Origin of the sequence: Halorubrum shenae (genome assembly GCF_051194165.1) — an archaeon.
Lineage (GTDB): Archaea > Halobacteriota > Halobacteria > Halobacteriales > Haloferacaceae > Halorubrum.
The window spans coordinates 46166-63330 of record NZ_JBLZNI010000011.1; the positions used below are offsets into that span (position 1 = coordinate 46166).

Consider the following 17165-nt stretch of genomic DNA (forward strand, 5'->3'; position numbering starts at 1 on the left):
TTACGTCGCCTGCGCCCGCCTCACGGCTGCCCCTTTGAGCCCCACCCCGAACAGCACCGCCCCGCAGCCTCACGCCTCCCCAGCCTCGTCGGTCGCCCTCCGCTTCGCTTCGGGCGACCGACTCCCTCGCGCGTGCGAGTCGCGCCCTTCGGGCGCTCCTCGGCACGCGCCACCGCCCGTTTTATACCCATCTTTTATACCGCTGCCGCGGACGGCGGTCACTTCGTAACCCCTTACCTCCCGCGCCGTCGACATTCTGCCGATGAACACCATCCACGTCGCCGGCGGCGTCGGCGTCGCCGACACCGCGATGGCCTCCTACGACGCCGCGCTCGCGGACGCGAACCTCCACAACTACAACCTCGTCGCGGTCTCCTCGGTCGTCCCCGCCGAGGCGACCGTCGAGTCGGTCTCCGAGGTCCCGGATCTCGGACCCGCCGGCAACCGCCTCACGGTCGTCGAGGCGCGGCGGACGGTCGGGCCGGGCGACGAGGTCGACTTCCGCGAAGGCGGTCGCGCCGGCACGGAGGACGCCGACTCGAAGCGAGCGCCGCGCCGCCGTCCCGACGTGGCCGCCGGACTCGGCTGGGCCACCGGGCCGGGCCCCGGCCTCTTCTACGAGGTGACCGGCGAGGACCCCGACGACGTACGCAGGCGGATCGAGGCGGGGCTCGACGCGGGGAGCGACTTTCGCGACTGGGAGCTGTCGGATCGCGAGGTGCGCGTCGAGACGGCGGCCGCGGAGCCCGACCGATTCACGACGGCGGTCGTGGTCGCCGCGTACGGCGAGTCCGAACCAATTTTGTAGGGATCCGAGCGGTCCCTCCCACAGTTCGCCATCGCCGACGCCTTTTTGAACCGTCTCCGCGTATCTATCGTGTCTTCGATGAACGGCAATAACCCGTACGCCGGGGCACCGGGTGTGACGAACGCGGGCAAGCCCGCGGCCGTCGACCTCTCTCCGGACCAAGAACGGCGCCTCCGGCGCGCGGTCGCCGGAATCGTCTCGCGAACCGAGTCGTATCTCCCGAACAGCTACGCGGTCGGCTCCGAACTGTCGGTCGGTGCGAACGGGCCGCAGGCGACCGTCGCCGTCAACCCGCCCGCGGGCCACCCGGTCTCGGCCGGATTCACGCCGGACGCCGACGAGCTCGAGGCCGGTATCGCCGACGCCGACACCGACGAGGTCGCCCGCGGGCTGGCCGCGAGCGCCGCGATGCAGGTGATGGACGCGGTCGGTGACGTGACGCCGACCGCGAAGTAACTGATTCCGTCCGCTTTCCCTCGCTACTCGGCGCGCTTTCCCGCCGTGTTCGTGATGTCTCCCTCTCTGTTGGGCACCGCTGACTCAGGCGGTTCCAGCGTCCCCGTCACGCGTCCGTAAATACCGAATATCTCCTCGTATCCGTGCTCGCTCGCGAGGATGGGGACGACTCCCGACTCCGTGACCCGATGCGTGTACACGTCGTCCTCGGCGAACACGGCGCCCTCAGGGATCTCCTGGAAGTTGACGTAGTGGACGTGGGGCTCTCCGCCGCCCTTCGGCACTTCCTCTTCGCCCTCGATGACCGTGGTCGGGGTGAACGTCGGCGGCTCATCTGCGAGTGCGCCGTGCGCGCGGAGGAAGGACAGACACGCCTCGTAGCCGAAATCGACGGCCTCCTCGCTCCCCTGCCGGCCCACCTCGATTGAAACGGTGTGTGGAACGGTGGAGTCGAGCGTCGTCCCGCGGAGGCCACTCGCGTCGACGACGTGCTCGACCGGCAGTCCGGTCACCGTTCGGCGGACCGACGGCGTGAGACCGCTGTGGATCGCGAACGGCGGCGGCGCGCTGTGGGAGGTGTGAAGCGCGAGCACGGCGTCCATTCCCTCCAGCTCGGCCGCGAGCCGCGGCGCGAGCGCCCGCTCGTACTCGTCGCTGTCGGCGTCGCCCGGGAACGTGCGGTTCAGGTCGGTATCCGTGTACCGCGTTCCCGCAGCCAGCGCCGGCTCGTTGGCGATTATCAGCCGGATGATCCCGTCGCTGGACCCGTCTCCCTCTGCGTCGAGTTCGTCGGCGAGTCGCCTGACGATCCGCTCGCCGGCGGGCTCGTCGCCGTGGATCCCGCCGACGATCGCGACGCGGGCCGGCCCGGCTGACCCGCGGTCGATCGTTTTCATACGCCTACTACGCGGCGGTCCGCATAAAGTGTCGCCGTTCCGGACGGAGACGCCGGGCCGCGCGGTACTGCCCCGCTAACTCCCGGGCGACGAGCCGGTCGCGCGGGTCGACGCCGAGGGCGTGGAGCGCGCCCGCGTACACCGCGAGCCCGGCCACGGCCCCGACGACGACCGCAGCGAGACCGGTAACGACCTCGCGGATTCCCCACATCGCGACGAGCGTCACGCCGCCGGCCGCGAGCGGGGTGAGATAGGTGCGGTCGAACGGCCACAGCCCCTCGAAGTGGCGCAGCAGGACGACCTGGATCCCGTTTTGCACCGCGATCGTCACGAGCGCCTCGCGCTCGTCGTCGGCGACGGCGTCGTCAGAGACCGCGTCGGCGTCGATCGGCGCCTCGCGCCCGTCGTCGGAGTCGTTGTCTCCGTCGCCACCGGCACCGAGTCCGTCGTTCACGTGTCGACTCGACGTCTCCAGGCTCGGGACAAAAGCGACTCGTTCCGTCGCGGGACGGAGCCGTTACCAGCGCTGGTGGACGTGTTCGCGGACGAACTCGTCGTACACGTCGGCGACGGCCTCGCGGTCGGCCTCGCCGAGCGGTGCCAGGTCGCTGACGGCCGCGTTCGACCGGATATGGTCCGGCGTCGTCGATCCCGGAATGACCGCCGAGACGGCGTCGTGGTCGAGGATCCAGCGCAGCGAGAACTGCGGGAGCGAGACGCCGTCTTCGGTCGGGTCGGCCGGCTCGTCGGCGACGGCGTCGACTCGCTCGGCGAGCGCATCGGCGGCGTCGAGCCCCACTTCGTAGGGGACGCCGGCGAACGTCTCGCCCACGTCGAACGCGTCGCCCTCGCGGTTGTAGTTGCGGTGGTCGTCCTCGGCGAAGTCGGTGTCCCGCGAGAGCGCGCCGGTGAGCAGCCCGGAAGCGAGCGGCACTCGACAGATCACGCCCACGTCGCGGGCGGCGGCCTCCTCGAGGAACAGCTCCGCGGGGCGTTGACGGAAGGGGTTGAAGATGATCTGAACCGACTCGACGCCGGAGTACTCCATCGCCTTGAGCCCCTCCTCGACGCGCTCGACGCTGACGCCGTAGTTCGCGATTTTCCCCTCGTCGGCGAGCGTGTCGAGCGCGTCGAACGTCTCCGGCTGGTAGTAAGCGTCCGTCGGCGGGCAGTGAAGCTGGACCAGATCTAGCGTCTCCATGCCGAGGTTCTCGCGCGACCGGTTCACGAACCGCCGGAGGTTCGCCTCGTCGTAGTCGTCCGCGACGTGGGGGTCGAGCCGGCGACCGGCCTTCGTCGCCACCGTCACCTCGCCGTTCGCGATGTCGGCTTCGAGCACGTCGCCGAGGATCCGCTCGGAGCGCCCGTCGCCGTACACGTCGGCGGTGTCGAAGAAGTCGATTCCGGCGTCGCGGGCGGCCTCGACCGCGTCCACCGCCTCCGTCTCGCTCACGTCGCCCCAGTCGCTTCCGATCTGCCACGAGCCGTAACCGACCTCGCTGACCGCGCCGACGTCGCCGAGCGTTCGGTGGTTCATGTTCACTCCCAACTGGTCGGGGCACCGGCAAGGGCGTTCCGGAGGCGGAACCGCGAGCCACGCTCGCCACTCGCAGTCACGGGAGCTAAACCGCTTGACGCCGTCCTTCGGTATATATGCAGTTCTGTGACGACTGTGGCTCGATGATGGTCTCTCGCGACGGGGAGATGGTGTGTCAGAACGACGACTGCGGCGGCACCGCCGAGCGCGACGAGGCGCTCGCCGCAGACTTCGAATCGACGACCGAACAGAGCGGCGACGAGGTGATCGAGACCGAGGAGGGCGCGAACTTCGAGGGGAAGCCGACCGCCACCGACATCGTCTGCGACGAGTGCGGCCACGGCGAGGCGTGGTACACGATCAAACAGACCGGCGCCGCCGACGAGCCCCCGACGCGGTTTTTTAAATGCAAGGAGTGCGGCCACCGCTGGCGCGGCTATAACTGACCGGCCCTGCCGACCTTTTCAGGGACTGACCGAGCGCGCTTTTCGCCCCTTATCGCTGGTCTACCGGTGAGGAAGGGAATCGCTCAGCGCGACAAGCTGTCCCGAATCGATCCGAGGAATCCGGTCGAGGAGTCAGCGTCCGCCTGTCGTTCTTCGGCGAGGTGTTCCACGTCGTCGAACAGTCCGTTCACCCGCGCTTCGATCTCGTCGCGGACGGCGCGGACCGTTTCCATGTCGGCTCCGTCGGGATTGACGAGGTCCCACTCGTGCGACTCGACGCCGTAGCGCGCAGGCTCGAACTTCGTGATCGAACACCCCATCGTGACCAGGTGGTCGCTGTGCGTGAGCTGATCGAGTTCGGCGACCCATTTCGGACTCTGGTCCGCGATATCGATCTCGACCTCGGCCATCGCCGCGATGACCTCCTCGTGGACGGCGTCAGCGGGGTCCGTCCCTCCTGAGTGCACGTCGACGACCGCCGATAGGTTCCGCTCAACGCATTCGCGCTCCGCGAACGCGGCCGCCATTTGGCTCCGCCCCGCGTTGTGCACGCAGACGAAATCGAGTCGGATCGGATCAATTGCTGTCATACCACGCGATACCGTCGCACGTGTAAAGTTATTCGTATGTGACATATATAGCGGTATATACCGTTAGCGAGACAGCGCTCGGCGCGTTTTCCGCGCGACGACCCCTCAGAACTGGTACTGACCCGGCCAATGCGACGGTTTTTGCTCGTAGACCGGGTACGTCTCACTGTGACTGACGGTCAGACTGAGCCGCCGATTCCGACGACGGTAGCCCCTCCCCGGGACTCTTTGGAGGCTAACAGATCGGCGACGTCCGCGGTGGAAGCCGAGGGTTCGGAAGCCGAGGCGCCGGGAGTCATGGCGTCGGAAGCCGATCTTTCGGGAGCCGTCGTCTGGCACCGCGAACAGCTCCGGATACGCGATCACCCGGCGGTCGCCGCGGCGACGGAGAACGCGGACGTCGTCCTCCCGTTGTTCGTGTTCGATCCCGCCTTCTACGGCGACGACGGACTTGCCTGTGACGCCCGGATCCGATTCCTTCACGAGTGTCTCACCGACTTGAGCGACCGCTACGACACCGCCAGCGGCGGTCGCGCCGGACTGACGTACGCGCACGGCGATCCGATCCCGATCCTCGAGGCCTTCGTCGACGCCGGCTGGACGGTGTTCGCCTCGCAGACCCCGACCGGGCGCTACGGGCTCGAACGCGACGCGGACGCGGGCGATCTCGGCGTTCGGTTCGTCTCGGGAGACGGGCTCCGCCGCGGGGTCGACCGACCCCGAAACGGGTGGAGCGACCACGTCGAAGCGTGGTTCGAGGCCGAGCAGTACCGACCGTCCTTCGAGGGGACCGTCCTGGCAGACGTCGAAACCGACGTGACGGTCGCAGACATCGAAACGCGGTACGAGACCACGCCGGAGAAGTCGTTGGTCCCGGAAGGGGGAACGACCGTCGCCCGCGAGAAGTTGGACGCCTTCGTCGGGCGAATCTCCGACTACCCCGGCAGCATCTCGTCGCCGCTCGACGCCCGCGAGGGCTGTAGCGGTCTCTCCCCGTATCTCCGATTCGGCTGTCTCTCGACGCGGCAGGTCTACCAGCACGTTCACGAACACGCCCCGTCGGGTCGCGGGCGCGACATGTTCGTTTCGCGGTTGTTCTGGAACCGGCACTACAACCAGAAGCTCGAGGACTGGCCCGGGTGGCTGGACACCGCGGTAAACCCGGAACTCGAGGGGTTCAACCGCGACACCTACGATCCGGCGTTGGTGGCGGCGTGGAAGGAGGGGCGGACAGGCTACCCGATGATCGACGCCGCGATGCGCTGTCTGCAAGAGACGGGGTGGCTCAACTTTCGGATGCGAGCGATGGCCGCAAGCGGCTACTTCCATCTCCTCCAACAGCCGTGGCGGATCGGCGCCGACTGGTACCATCACCACCTGATCGACTCGGACGCGGCGATCAACTACACGCAGTGGCAGTCGCAGGCGGGGTTGATCGGGAAGCCGAGCCTCCGGCTGTACAACCCTCGGAAACAGGTGCGCGATCAGGACCCCGACGGAGTGTGGGTCCGGCGCTGGGTCCCGGAACTCGAGGGGCTCCCATCGGAACACCTGCCCCGGCCGGAAAAGACGCCGCCGGTCGTGCAAGACGAGTGCGGCGTCACCATCGGCGACGGTCCGAACGCGGACTACCCGCGGCCCGTCGTCGAGTACGAGGCCGCGAAGGAACGCTTCTGGCGGCGGTACGAGGACGCGAAGGCGGCCGCCGCGGCCCGCCTTGCCGACGAGGAGATCGCCAAGCGCGCCTCGTTCTCACGGGGCGTCGCGGGGGCGAAGGCGATCGCGGAGAAGCACGGCGAGCGGAAGCAGACGGGCACGCAGACCGACCTCGGGGAGTTCTGAACCCGGGATTTCGCCGGACGCGAGCGAACGCTGTCAGTCGTCGCGCAACCGCGTCCCGAAGAATTCCTCCACCGCCTTTCCCACATCACCTGCCCGCCCGACGAAGAAGTGGTCCGACTCGAACGCGACCGTCTCGATCCCCAGCTGTTCCGCCCGCTCCACCACGGGCTCCCAGTCGGCCGTCGAGTCGCGGGTCGCGTACAAGATCCGGGTCGCAACGCCGAGATCGACGAGGGCGTCGAGGGCGGCGACCGCGTCGACGTCGGGGTTCAGCCGCGCGGTCGGCGCGAGCGCGCAGACCCCGGCGAGTCCGGGGCGAGACGCCGCCGCGACGAGCGCGACCGTGGCTCCGAACGAGAAGCCGAACAGCCCGACGCGCTCGTAGCGCTCGGCGGCCCAGCCGACCGCGTTGTCGGCGTCGGTGCTCTCGCCGTACCCCTCGTCCCAGTCGCCGTAGTCGAACCGCAGGCAGTCGATTCCTCGGTCGGTCAGGGCGTCGCTGACGGCGGTCAGGCGCTCGTCGCCGCGGTGCCCCCCGTGTTGAGGATGCGGCGGGCAGGCGACGACGGCGGCCTCGCCGCGTGACCCGTCGCTCGCGGCGATGTCGAGAGTGGCGCGCACGTCGCGGCCGCCGGGGATGAGGACGGTTTCGCTCACGTGGGTTTAAAAGCGAATCGCGCCGTCAGGGGACCTGCGTCACGCGATCGACGTCGTCGAGGTCGGCGAGGTCAGCGGCGAGCGCCGCTTGCTCGACGGTCGCCTCGTAGTAGAAGACGAGATCGAAGGTACCGTCGCGGAGCAGCTGCTGGCACTCCCAGACGAACGCCTCGTCGTCGAGGGTCAGCCCCTGGAACTGGTTCGACGAGAAGTTCGTGTCGTCGTTGCCGGCCTCGATGTACGCCTCGCCCTTGCCGGCGTGGTCGGCGATGACCTCGTTGATCGCGACCGTGAGCTCGTGCATCTCCAGGTCCTCCTGCCCGCCGAGCGTCGTGTGGACGATACAGCCCGCGAGGTCGATGTCGCCCGGCTCCAGTAAGGCCTTCGTCCGCGTGTAGAGGTCGGAATCGACGGTCTCGGTCATACCGCGTCGTTCTCGCTCCGGTGATAAACGGGTGACGGTTCCCCGTCGTACTCCCGTTCTTCGAGATTCACCGACGCAACGAGGCGACGGTCTCTGTGGCTTCGCCGTCCCCGGCGCGTTCCTCGACTGTCACGAGCCCGTCGTCGGCGAGGTCCGCGATCAGTCCGCGGAGCCACTCTCGACCGTGTTCGCCGTTGGACGTATAATCGACGCGGACCCGCGGCCCGAGCTTGTCGAGCGTCAGTTCGTCGTACTCGCCGAGGACTCGAACCACGCGCCCGCGGAACTGCCGCCGGCTCCCCTCGAAGCTCGGCTGCTCCGGCACGTCGGGCGCGGTAAAATCGCCCGTCCCGTAGGCGTGACACCGCCCGCGCCACGGGCAGCCCGCCTCGTCACAGCGCGGGGTCGTCCCGCAGGCGACGCCGCCGAGCTCCATGATCGCGTTGTTCCAGACGCGGGACTCGCCGTCAGGCATCACGTGTGAGGCGACACGCCCGAACGCGTCGTCGTCGTCCGGCACCGCAAACGCCCGATGGTTGGCGAGATATACCATAGATCCGGAGAAGACGCAGCCATCCGTCTCCGGAGAGGTAGTACCCAGGCTACGATTCGTCTACTATCGAACTGATGTAGTCTTCGAGTGTGTCATAGACTGCGTTGAACTCGGGAAGATCCGCAACCAGGTCGGGGAGCGTATTCTGCCAGCCGTCACGGATTTCATCCCGTTTCTCTCTGGGAAGTCCATCTCGGAGGTCGATGTCCAGACCGTCGTGTTCACACTTTCGTGTGAATGCCGGAAGGATACCCGAGTCACCAACGTCAGCCTCGGCAATCATCCGATAGAGATCGTAGTAATCCCGAGCCTGTGATCGCTGATAGAGCGCTCGCAACTTCTCTGCGAAAATCTCTTCCACGCTGTACGCGGTCAACTCGAACTCGGGGACATCCTCGTAGCTGTGTCGATGGTTTACCGAGGGGAACGCAGCGTATTCATCGATCATAACGTCCAGACTCGTTGTGTTCTTGTGACCGAGAACAGCGTTGTACTGGATATCGATATCGACGTAGTGTGTCGGATACGCTTCTTTCTGTAGCTCGCGGTGTTTGGTCACCTCGAAGTCAACGCCGGAGGCTCTGGTAGCGTCTTCCAATACGTCTCGCAACTCCGCTTCGCTCCCCCGGTACTCTCCCTCGACACCGAAATCAAGATCCTCCGAATAGCGCCACGTCTCCGGGAAGTACAACGTACTGAGCGCAGTTCCGCCCTTGAACAGCAGGTTATCGCCGTATTGGCTCGTGTAGATCGCCCAGAGGATCCACGAATTAACGTAGTTCTTCTCCGCGTAGCCGAGGCGAACATCCAGCTCTCTGGCCAGCCGTCGGAGTTGCGCTTCGGGAATCATTCTGAGAAGTCCTCCGGCTGGAACAACTCGGGGCTGACATTCAGGCGGAGTTGGTACGTGCTGTTGCGGGTGCCCTTCGCTCCCCTCGTCGGATCGAGCAACGGGTACCCAGTCGTGAAGTCCTCAACGATCTCGTCGTACTTCGGAAGCTCGATGTCCAACTGGTCGGCGAGGTAGACGATTCGTTTCGTCGCGGCACCGTTCCCGACTCGCCGCAGATACTCGACGACCCGCTCCCAGGAACATCGCATTTCTGCCGCGTTCTGCATTGCCTTTGCAAGCTCGTCGATGCCTCCACAGAACTCCGGATGGTCAGCGCAATCGACCAGCGTTTTCTCGATACTCGAAATATTCACTTGGGTAGACCCGACCGCAGTCGGTTGATAGCCGAAGAATTTCTGCTCAGTAACTGTCACCGGTTGATAGGTAACCCCGTGGATCTCGCGTTCTTGGGCGCGTTCTGTCGTCACGATGTACACAGTACGGGACAGCTGCTCTGTAAGCCCGTGATGGTTCATCGCACTCCAGTACCCGATGTACATCGGCTCGACGAGTGCGGACGCGATCACGAACTCGTGTTCGGTATAGACCGCGTTCTCGCCCGCAGCGAGCGGCAGGATGAGATACTTCCCGTACGCGATCCGCTCAAGCCAGCCCTTCTCCTTGAGCGTATACGCCATATCCTTGGCTGACTTCCGAGGGATGTCCAGGACATCCGCGATGTCACCGATGGTGATGATCTGTTGCCCCCCGCTTGCGAGCCGTGAGAGTGCCTGCGATTCACGTGTCGACAGACTCTTTCGTTGAGTCTCTTCCTCGTTTGTAGGCTTCATAGCCGCTCAGCGTACATAGAATCTAAATCCGAACAGGAATAAAGGTACTCGTTGGGATCGGGTTTGCCGAAAGTCGCCTTGATAGACGCTCAGAGTACATAAACACCAAATAAGGTGTGAAATAAAATCGGCCTTCTCGTATGTGAGTGGTTCAGTGGACCTGAATCAGACTAGTGGAGGCGAGCAGTTATCTGATCGCCCCCCTCCTCGATCTTGACGAGACCGTCGTCGGCGAGGTCCGAAAGGAGACCTCGCAACCACTCTCGTCCGTGCTCCCCATCAGGAGTGTAATCCACTCGGATCCGATGACCAAGCGTGTCCAGATCCATCTCGTCGTGTTCGCTGAGGAGTCGAACGATCCGTCCGCGGAACTGGCGACGGCTTCCCTCGAAGCTCGGCTGAGTGGGAACGTCGGGCGCGGTGAAGTCGCCGGTCTGGTAAGCGTGACACCACTCGCGCCACGGGCAACCGGCCTCGTCACACCGTGGTTTCTTTCCGCAAGCAACGCCGCCGAGTTCCATGATCGCGTTGTTCCAGATTCGGGACTCTCCGGGCGGCATAAGGGTGTTCGCAACGGTTTCGTAATCCGGGTCGTCCGCATTACGGATTTCTGCAAACGCGCGGTGGAGCACCCGCTTCACGTTGGTGTCGACGACCGCGTCGCCGTTGTTGAACGCGAACGACGCCACCGCGTTGGCGGTGTACGGGCCGACGCCCATCAGCTCTTGCAGTTTCTCGGGGGCCTCGGGAAACTCGCCGTCGTAGTCGTCCTCGACCTGTCCGGCGGCCTCGTGGAGGTACTTCGCGCGGTTGTTGTAGCCGAGCGAGTGGTCCGACCAGAACGCGACCACGTCGCCGCGGTCGGCGTCGGCGAGGTCGGCAGTCGCGGGCCACTCGTCGACGAACGCCTCCCACGCGGGGACGACCCGGTCGAGCTGGGTCTGCTGGCTCATCACCTCGCTGACCAGGATCTCGTAGGGGTCCTCGGTGCGTCGCCACGGGAAGTCGCGGTGATCGGCCTCGTACCAGTCGACGAGCGCCTCGCGGACCGCGTCGAGGTCGGCCGGCAGCTCGGGGGCGTCGCCCTCGTCGAGACCCTCCGTGGCGGCGGTCGCGTCCGAGTCGGTCATTACCGTCGGTCGGGTCGGCGGTCGCTTATCAATGCTGATCCTCGCCGGGGTGCTAGTTCTCGCCGAAGTGCTGGTCTTCGTCAGAGGCGACCGGCTCCATCGAGCGCGGGTCGCGGTCGGGACCCGGATACTCGCCGCCGACGGCCTCCGGGTACAGCCGCGCCGGGGAGAACACGGTCGCGAACGCGCGCGGCTCGCGGACGCTCACCGCCATCCGGTCTCGGAGCCCGGCCGCGGCTCCCGGCCCGGTAAGCGACGGATTGAGGCTCACGACCTGCATCGCGCCGCCGCGGTACGCCGACGCCAGCGCCGGGTGGTCGCCAGCGGGCTGTACCACCGGCTCGCGCCACGTCTCGACCGTCTCGCGCCAGTCGGCCGCCAACTCGTCGTCGGCGAGCGAGGCGATCACCGCCTCCGCGTCGTCGAGGAGCGGATCGCTGGCGACGAGGGTCGTCCACGCGTGCGAGCGCAGCGCGTCGAGCGCCTCGCGGGCCGGCCCGCCGACCAAGAGATCGGTCGCGAGCACGTCGGCGTCGGCGACGACGCGGTCGGGGCTCGGGTCGCGGTCGACGGGCGGGAGGTCGGTGGTCTCGGTGCCGGCGTCGCTCTCGGCGGTATCCTCGGAGTCCTCCTCGGACGCCGACCGACGATCGGCCAGCGCCGCGCTCACCGCCTCGGCGCTCACGTCGTGCTCGGCGGCTCGGTCGAAGAGGTCGGCGAAGGTCGCGGTCATACGAGAGGTGTCGACGGCCACGGGTATCGGGTTTGCGGCCGGCGGCGACGCCGCCGTCTCGCCGGCCCGACCGGTCACTCCGTCTCGCCGTCTTGGGCGATCGGCAGCCGCAGACACACCTCCGTTCCGTCGTCGCTCGACTCGACCGCGATCTCCCCGCCGGCCTGCGTGACGACGGTCCGAACCAGCCACAGACCGAGCCCCTCGCCGTGTTCGAGCGGCGACTCCTCTCCGGTCTCGAGCATGTCGATCTCCATGTCCGGCATCCCGGGTCCGTCGTCGCTCACGCAGACCTCTACCCAGCCGGCCTCCGTACCGTCGACGTCGACCGCCACCGCGGCGTTCTCAGACGCCTTGAGGCTGTTTTCGACCAGCTCGCGGACCGCGTCGTGAAGCGCCTCGGGCACCGCTATGGGCTCCTCGCGCGACACCGTGGTCGCGACGGTCGCGTCGGGGTACTCCTCGCGAACCTCGTCCGCGGCGGCCTCGATCAGCGGCCCGCACGCCGTCGTGGCCTGCTGTCCCTGCTGTGACTGGGTGACTTGGCGTATCGCCTTCATCTTCTCCGTCATCGACGCCCACTTGTCGATGACTCGCTCGATGGTCTCGAACTGCTCGCCGCGTTTCTCCGGGTCCGGCTCCTCGGCCATCATCTCCGCCCAGCCGCGCACCTTCGTCAGGTCGTTCCGCATGTTGTGACGCATCACGCGCTGCATCACCTCCGTGTGCTGCCGCTGTCGCCGTTGGTCCGTCACGTCCCGGCCCTCGGCGACGAGCAACGTGACGTCGCCGTCGTCGTCGGTCACGGGTTTCACCGAGAAGTCGACCGTCGAGAGGCCGTCGGCGCCGTTGGCCTCCGTCTCGTACCGGACGAACTCGCCGCCGGCCGCTCGGTCGACGGCGTCTCGGACCTCGTGACTGGCCTCCTCGGAGTGTTGCCACCACGGAGCCGCAGACAGCGGCTCCCCAACGACCGCGTCGCGCTCGGCCCCGCCGAACGCCAGTGTGGCGTCGTTGACTTCGATCACCGTCCCGTCCGGTTCGAGCAGGCCGGTGAACTGGAACGTCTGGTTGAAGATGCTCTCGAACCGTCGGGCCCGCTCCTTGCTCTCGGTCACGTCCCGAAGGTAGACGAGAACGCCGTCGATGGCGTCGTCGTCGAGCATATTCCGGAAGTGGCCTTCGACGTTGATCCACTCGCCGTCGGGACACTTGAACCGAGATTCGGACAGGGTGCCGTTCGAACCGTCGACACAGTCGAAGAACGCTCTCATCGCGCGCTCCCGGCCGTCCGGGTGGAGGTAATCGAAGAGGGTTTCGCCGAGGAGATCGTCGGCGTCGTACCCGAGTACCCGTTCGGTCGATCCGCTGGCGTAGGTGACCGTCCCGTCGGTGTCGAGGACGGTCACGACGTCGTCGGACTCCTCGACGAACCGCTCGGTCCGACGCTCCTGCCGTCGTCGCTCGGTCATGTCGCGAACGATCGTCGCGTATCCACGAAACGTCCCGTCTTCCGATTCGAGCGGTGCGTACCGGACGTCCGCGTAGAAGGTCGACCCGTCGGCGCGGACGCGCCGACCCTCATGCGCGCTTTCGCCGGTGATGCGCGCCTGCTTGATCAACCGGTCGGCGACCCCCGACTCGCGGTCCGACTCCGGGTGGAGCCGATCCGTCGACATCCCGATGGCCTCCTCGGCGTCGTATCCGAACATCTGTTCGGCGCTCTCGTTCCACGTTTGGATGTCCCCCTCTTCACCGACGATGAGGAAGGCGTAGTCGTCGACGCTCTCGGTCAGCAGGCGGAACCGCTCGCGTTCCTCGAACAGTTCGCGCTGTTGGCGGTGTCGCTTGGTCACGTCCCGGGCGGAGACGACCAGCGACTCGACCGACCCGGAGTCGTCCGACACGGGGCGAACCACCCCCGTGACGTGCCAGGTGTCGCCGTCGGGACCGGGGAGCGACGACTCGTACTCCACGTACTCGCCGTCGGCCGCACGGCGAATCCACTCTTTGACGTCGTTCTGGAGCTCCGCCGAATGGCTCCACCACGAGGTCTCCCAGAAGGGCTCACCGATGACTTCGTCGGCCGTCTCCTCGATGTACGTCAGCGCATTCTCGTTGATCTGCAAGAGCGTTCCGTCGACGTCCAGCATCCCCACGAGCATCCCCGGGTCCTCAAACAGCGACTGGAACCGGCGCTCGTTCTGCCGGCGTTCGCGCTCTTCCTCCTTCTGATCGGTGACGTCGGTCAAGGTCGCGAGCACCCGGTCGGCGGTCCCGTCGTCGTCGTAGGTGGGGACGGCTCGGATCCTCGCCCAGCGAGCCTCGCCGTCGTCGCCGACCAACCGAAAGGCGCCGACCCACGGGTCCCCCGTTTCGACCATCCGCGTTCGGCTCTCTCGAACTCGGTCCCAGTCGTCCGGGTGGACCGCCTCCTCGAGGTTCCCCTCCGTGTCGAACAGGTCAACGAGCGTCTCGCTCCACGTCACCTCGTCCGTCTTCAGGTCCCACTCGGCGATCCCGGTGTTCGTCCCCGAGAGCGTCATCTCGAGCCGCTCCCGTTGCCGGCGGAGTTCGTCCTGAGCGTCCCTGCGGTCTATCTCGTAGCCGACCCAGCGTCGCAGGAGACTGACGAACGTCTTTTCGGTCTCGGTGAACGGCGTCGCACGCGGTTCCGTCGAGGCGAAACACAGCGTCCCGTACGTCTCCCCGGCGACCCCGACGGCACCCGCGATGTACGCCTCCAGCCCGAGCGCCTCGTACGCGGGGTCGTCCTCCCAGCCGGCGTCGCCGGCAGACTGAATCGCCACCACCTCGTCGCCCGCGACCGTCCTCCGACAGTACGACCGCGAGAGCGGGGACGACTCGCCCGCCCGGAGCCGCTCGTGGTCGCCCTGTGCATACACGACCTGCTGTGTCCCCGACGCGCCCCCGTCGTCCGTCTCGATCCGCGTCAGGTAGCCGTGCGGGAGGTCGAGATACTCGTTCCCGGCCGCGAGGAGGCCTTCGACCTTCTCACGGAAGGTGAGGTCCGGGTCGGTCGTCACCTCGTATATCCGCTCGAACACCGCCACCGTGGCCTCCTGCCGCCGCTCCCGCTCCTTGCGCTCGGTGACGTCCTGTTGGATGCCGATGTAGTTCTGCACGGTTCCGCTCTCGTCCGTCACCGGCGTGATAGAGAGCCGAGTCCAGTACGGCGTTCCGTCTTTCCGGTAGTTCCTGGTCTCGAGCGACACCGGGGTATCCGACCGGATAGCCTCTCGCAGTCGCTCCACCTGTTCGGGGTCGGTGTCCGCGCCTTGGAGGAACCGCGGATTGCGCCCGAGTGCCTCCTCGCGCGTGTACCCAGTCAGCCGCTCGAACCCGTCGTTGACGTAGACCAGGGGATTGTCCGCCTGAGCCGAGTCGGTGATCTGGATCCCGACCGTGGCCTCGTCCATCGCCCGCTCTTTCAGTTCGAGCTCCCGCTCGCGCGCTCTGCGTTCGGTCTCGTCTCGAACGGCACAGACGAGTCGACCGTCCTCGACGATGGTCAGAGAGAGTTCGGCCGGGAACGTCGACCCGTCCGGCCGCGTGCCGGTGACCATGCCGCGCCAGTACCCTTCCGATTCGAGCGCCGGGAAGGCCTCCCGCTCTAACCGCTCGACCTCCTCGTCGGCGTAGAGGTCGCGCCACGTGCTCCCGAGCAGTTTCTCCCTGCTCTCGAAGCCGTACATGTCCACGTGCGACTGGTCGACGAACGAGTACTCGTCGCCGTCGAGGATCGCGATGCCGTCCTTCGCTTCCTCGACGGCTCGCCGGAACGACTCCAACTGTCGCCGCCGCTTCTTCCGCGCCGTGACGTCGCGGAGAACGCCGGCGCTGCCGCGGAACTCGCCGTCGCCGATCAGCGCGAGCCGGTTCTCGACGATCTTCCGACCGCCGTCGGCCGTCTCGAGTTCGAACTCCGCGGTCGCGGACCGCTCGCCGGTGGCCACCAACCGCTTGATCTGTTCCCGGACCTGTGCGACGTCCGCCTCGTCCATCCCGATCGTCGGGCGCTTGCCGATCGTCTCTGTTCCGTATCCGAACTCCCGCCTCGCGGCCTCGTTGACGTACGTGAACCGGCCGTCGGCGTCCAGCGCGTACACCGGGTCACCGACGGCCTCAAGGATCGTCTCGTATCGTTCCAGCTCCTCGAACCGGTGACGGCGTTCGATCTCGGTGCCGATCCACCGCGTGACGAGGGTGACGAACGTCACTTCCTCCGGACGGAACGGCTCCGCGCGTGCGGTTCCCATCGAGAAGTTGACCGTACCGTACGTCTCGCCGTCGACGACGACGGGGGCCGCGACGTACGCCCGAACCTCCTCGGCCGCCGGGTGATCGCGGTAGTCGGTGTCCGAGACGTCGGCGAAGGCCAGCGGTTCCGCCGCGTCGCCGGCGAGCGTCGCCTCGCACATCGTCTCGCCGATGTCGTACACTCCGCCCGCCTCGTGAGTCCCGGTCGCGTCGACCACGGCCTCGATCTCGTAGTCGTCGCCGTCGACGTACGAGAGAATCCCCGTCTCGAGGCCGAGGTAGTCACACCCGAGCGAGAGCAGTCGCTCGATCACCTCGTCGAACTCCCCGGCGCCGACCGTGAGTTCGTTCAAGCGACGCAGTGCTGTCGCGTCGGCCTCGACCGATCCGTCAGCCTCGGTCGATCCGTCGCTCCGCCCCTCGTCGGGTCCTCGCCGCTCTATCCGCGCCAACGCCGTTTCGAGGTTCGCCGCGATCGCCTCGAGTGCGCTCACTGCCGCCTCGTCGAACCCGTCAGGGTTCATGAGGCCGAGACGCAGCACGTGGTCGCGACCGACCGGGACGAACCCCTCGGCCCGAAGCGGGTCTTCGGAGTCGGTCACGACCGTCGCCTCGGGCGGCTCGTCGGTCCGGAAGGGCCCGCCGCGCCCACGGAGCCGTGCAAGGACCGGGTCCGGAATATCCCCCGGAGCGCTCGTCGCCCTGCTCGGATCCGGGTCCGACGACCCGACGACGACCGAATCGGCGTCTCCGTCCCACTCACAGACCTGTACCGCCGGTCGATCGAACGTCGCCTCCGCGAGTTCGATCGCGGCGGAGACGGCGCCTTCGACCGTCTTGGCTCGGTTGAGATCGGCCGAGAGGGTGAGCAGCCGGTCGTGTGACCCGTGAGAGGGTTCTGTACTTCCCATACAATGTCAATAGTTCATGTACCATTAATAGTTCTGAAAAATTACTTTTGCCGATGAGATTTTCTTTTTATTAAGTACGTCGCGATTGCACCGCTCTAACAGTATTTAAGTAGACATTCGCGTTCGCATCGCGCGACCACACGAATCGCTCCGTCGACGGCGACTGCCCGGTATCGTTCACCGCCGCGTATGGCACTCGATCGACGCCCTCCCGGAGC

At 66.7% G+C, this 17165-nt stretch carries 14 protein-coding genes and 2 pseudogenes; 4 read left to right on the forward strand and 12 right to left on the reverse strand.

Features of this window, described 5'->3' with window-relative positions; translation table 11 throughout:
- The first annotated feature begins 262 nt into the window (after nt 1–262).
- Complete coding sequence (locus ACNS88_RS12845; protein WP_435098282.1) at nt 263–808, forward strand: pyruvoyl-dependent arginine decarboxylase; 546 nt, start codon at nt 263–265, stop codon at nt 806–808.
- 78 nt (nt 809–886) lie between these two features.
- Complete coding sequence (locus ACNS88_RS12850) at nt 887–1264, forward strand: DUF5811 family protein (RefSeq protein WP_435098285.1); 378 nt, start codon at nt 887–889, stop codon at nt 1262–1264.
- A gap of 23 nt (nt 1265–1287) precedes the next feature.
- On the opposite strand, the gene ACNS88_RS12855 is transcribed toward ACNS88_RS12850, so the two are convergent.
- The 3 genes and pseudogenes from ACNS88_RS12855 to ACNS88_RS12865 form a co-directional block, all read right to left on the reverse strand.
- The gene (locus ACNS88_RS12855) at nt 1288–2160 is read right to left on the reverse strand and encodes a M14 family metallopeptidase (protein WP_435098288.1); all 873 of its coding nucleotides are present in this window, start codon (nt 2158–2160) and stop codon (nt 1288–1290) included.
- A 7-nt stretch (nt 2161–2167) separates the two neighbouring features.
- Nucleotides 2168–2491 (reverse strand): annotated as a pseudogene (locus ACNS88_RS12860) (lipopolysaccharide biosynthesis protein); the annotation flags it as partial.
- 186 nt (nt 2492–2677) lie between these two features.
- Nucleotides 2678–3697, reverse strand: a complete 1020-nt coding sequence (locus ACNS88_RS12865) for an aldo/keto reductase (protein ID WP_435098291.1) — start codon at nt 3695–3697, stop codon at nt 2678–2680.
- Nucleotides 3698–3813: 116 nt separating this feature from the next.
- On the opposite strand from ACNS88_RS12865, the gene ACNS88_RS12870 reads away from it, so the two are divergent.
- Nucleotides 3814–4143 carry a transcription factor S gene (locus ACNS88_RS12870; RefSeq protein ID WP_435098294.1) on the forward strand — a complete coding sequence of 110 codons (330 nt, stop codon included), beginning with the start codon at nt 3814–3816 and terminating at the stop codon, nt 4141–4143.
- Nucleotides 4144–4226: 83 nt separating this feature from the next.
- Here the strand turns inward: ACNS88_RS12870 and ACNS88_RS12875 are convergent, their stop codons facing one another.
- Entirely contained in the window at nt 4227–4733 is a 507-nt protein-coding gene (locus ACNS88_RS12875; protein ID WP_435098297.1) for an arsenate-mycothiol transferase ArsC, read from the reverse strand.
- A gap of 297 nt (nt 4734–5030) precedes the next feature.
- On the opposite strand from ACNS88_RS12875, the gene ACNS88_RS12880 reads away from it, so the two are divergent.
- Nucleotides 5031–6575: an FAD-binding domain-containing protein gene (locus tag ACNS88_RS12880; protein WP_435098375.1), complete on the forward strand. Its 1545-nt coding sequence runs from the start codon at nt 5031–5033 to the stop codon at nt 6573–6575.
- 33 nt (nt 6576–6608) lie between these two features.
- Here ACNS88_RS12880 and ACNS88_RS12885 read toward each other — a convergent pair whose 3' ends face one another.
- The 8 genes and pseudogenes from ACNS88_RS12885 to ACNS88_RS12920 all read right to left on the reverse strand — a co-directional run bounded on the left by ACNS88_RS12885 (nt 6609) and on the right by ACNS88_RS12920 (nt 16947).
- The gene (locus ACNS88_RS12885; protein WP_435098300.1) at nt 6609–7232 is read right to left on the reverse strand and encodes an alpha/beta hydrolase; all 624 of its coding nucleotides are present in this window, start codon (nt 7230–7232) and stop codon (nt 6609–6611) included.
- A 25-nt stretch (nt 7233–7257) separates the two neighbouring features.
- The gene (locus ACNS88_RS12890; RefSeq protein ID WP_435098303.1) at nt 7258–7656 is read right to left on the reverse strand and encodes a DUF5778 family protein; all 399 of its coding nucleotides are present in this window, start codon (nt 7654–7656) and stop codon (nt 7258–7260) included.
- A 67-nt stretch (nt 7657–7723) separates the two neighbouring features.
- Nucleotides 7724–8191 (reverse strand): annotated as a pseudogene (locus tag ACNS88_RS12895) (HhH-GPD family protein); the annotation flags it as partial.
- Between the two features lie 67 nt (nt 8192–8258).
- Complete coding sequence (locus tag ACNS88_RS12900; RefSeq protein ID WP_435098306.1) at nt 8259–9059, reverse strand: nucleotidyl transferase AbiEii/AbiGii toxin family protein; 801 nt, start codon at nt 9057–9059, stop codon at nt 8259–8261.
- A complete protein-coding gene (locus ACNS88_RS12905) occupies nt 9056–9892 on the reverse strand; it encodes a type IV toxin-antitoxin system AbiEi family antitoxin domain-containing protein (protein WP_435098309.1) in 837 nt (278 codons plus the stop codon). The genes ACNS88_RS12900 and ACNS88_RS12905 overlap by 4 nt, the downstream gene beginning before the upstream one ends.
- Nucleotides 9893–10062: 170 nt before the next feature.
- A complete protein-coding gene (locus ACNS88_RS12910; protein WP_435098312.1) occupies nt 10063–11022 on the reverse strand; it encodes an HhH-GPD family protein in 960 nt (319 codons plus the stop codon).
- A 52-nt stretch (nt 11023–11074) separates the two neighbouring features.
- The gene (locus ACNS88_RS12915) at nt 11075–11755 is read right to left on the reverse strand and encodes a DUF7384 family protein (protein WP_435098315.1); all 681 of its coding nucleotides are present in this window, start codon (nt 11753–11755) and stop codon (nt 11075–11077) included.
- 74 nt (nt 11756–11829) lie between these two features.
- The gene (locus ACNS88_RS12920) at nt 11830–16947 is read right to left on the reverse strand and encodes a PAS domain S-box protein (RefSeq protein ID WP_435098318.1); all 5118 of its coding nucleotides are present in this window, start codon (nt 16945–16947) and stop codon (nt 11830–11832) included.
- Nucleotides 16948–17165: the final 218 nt, after the last annotated feature.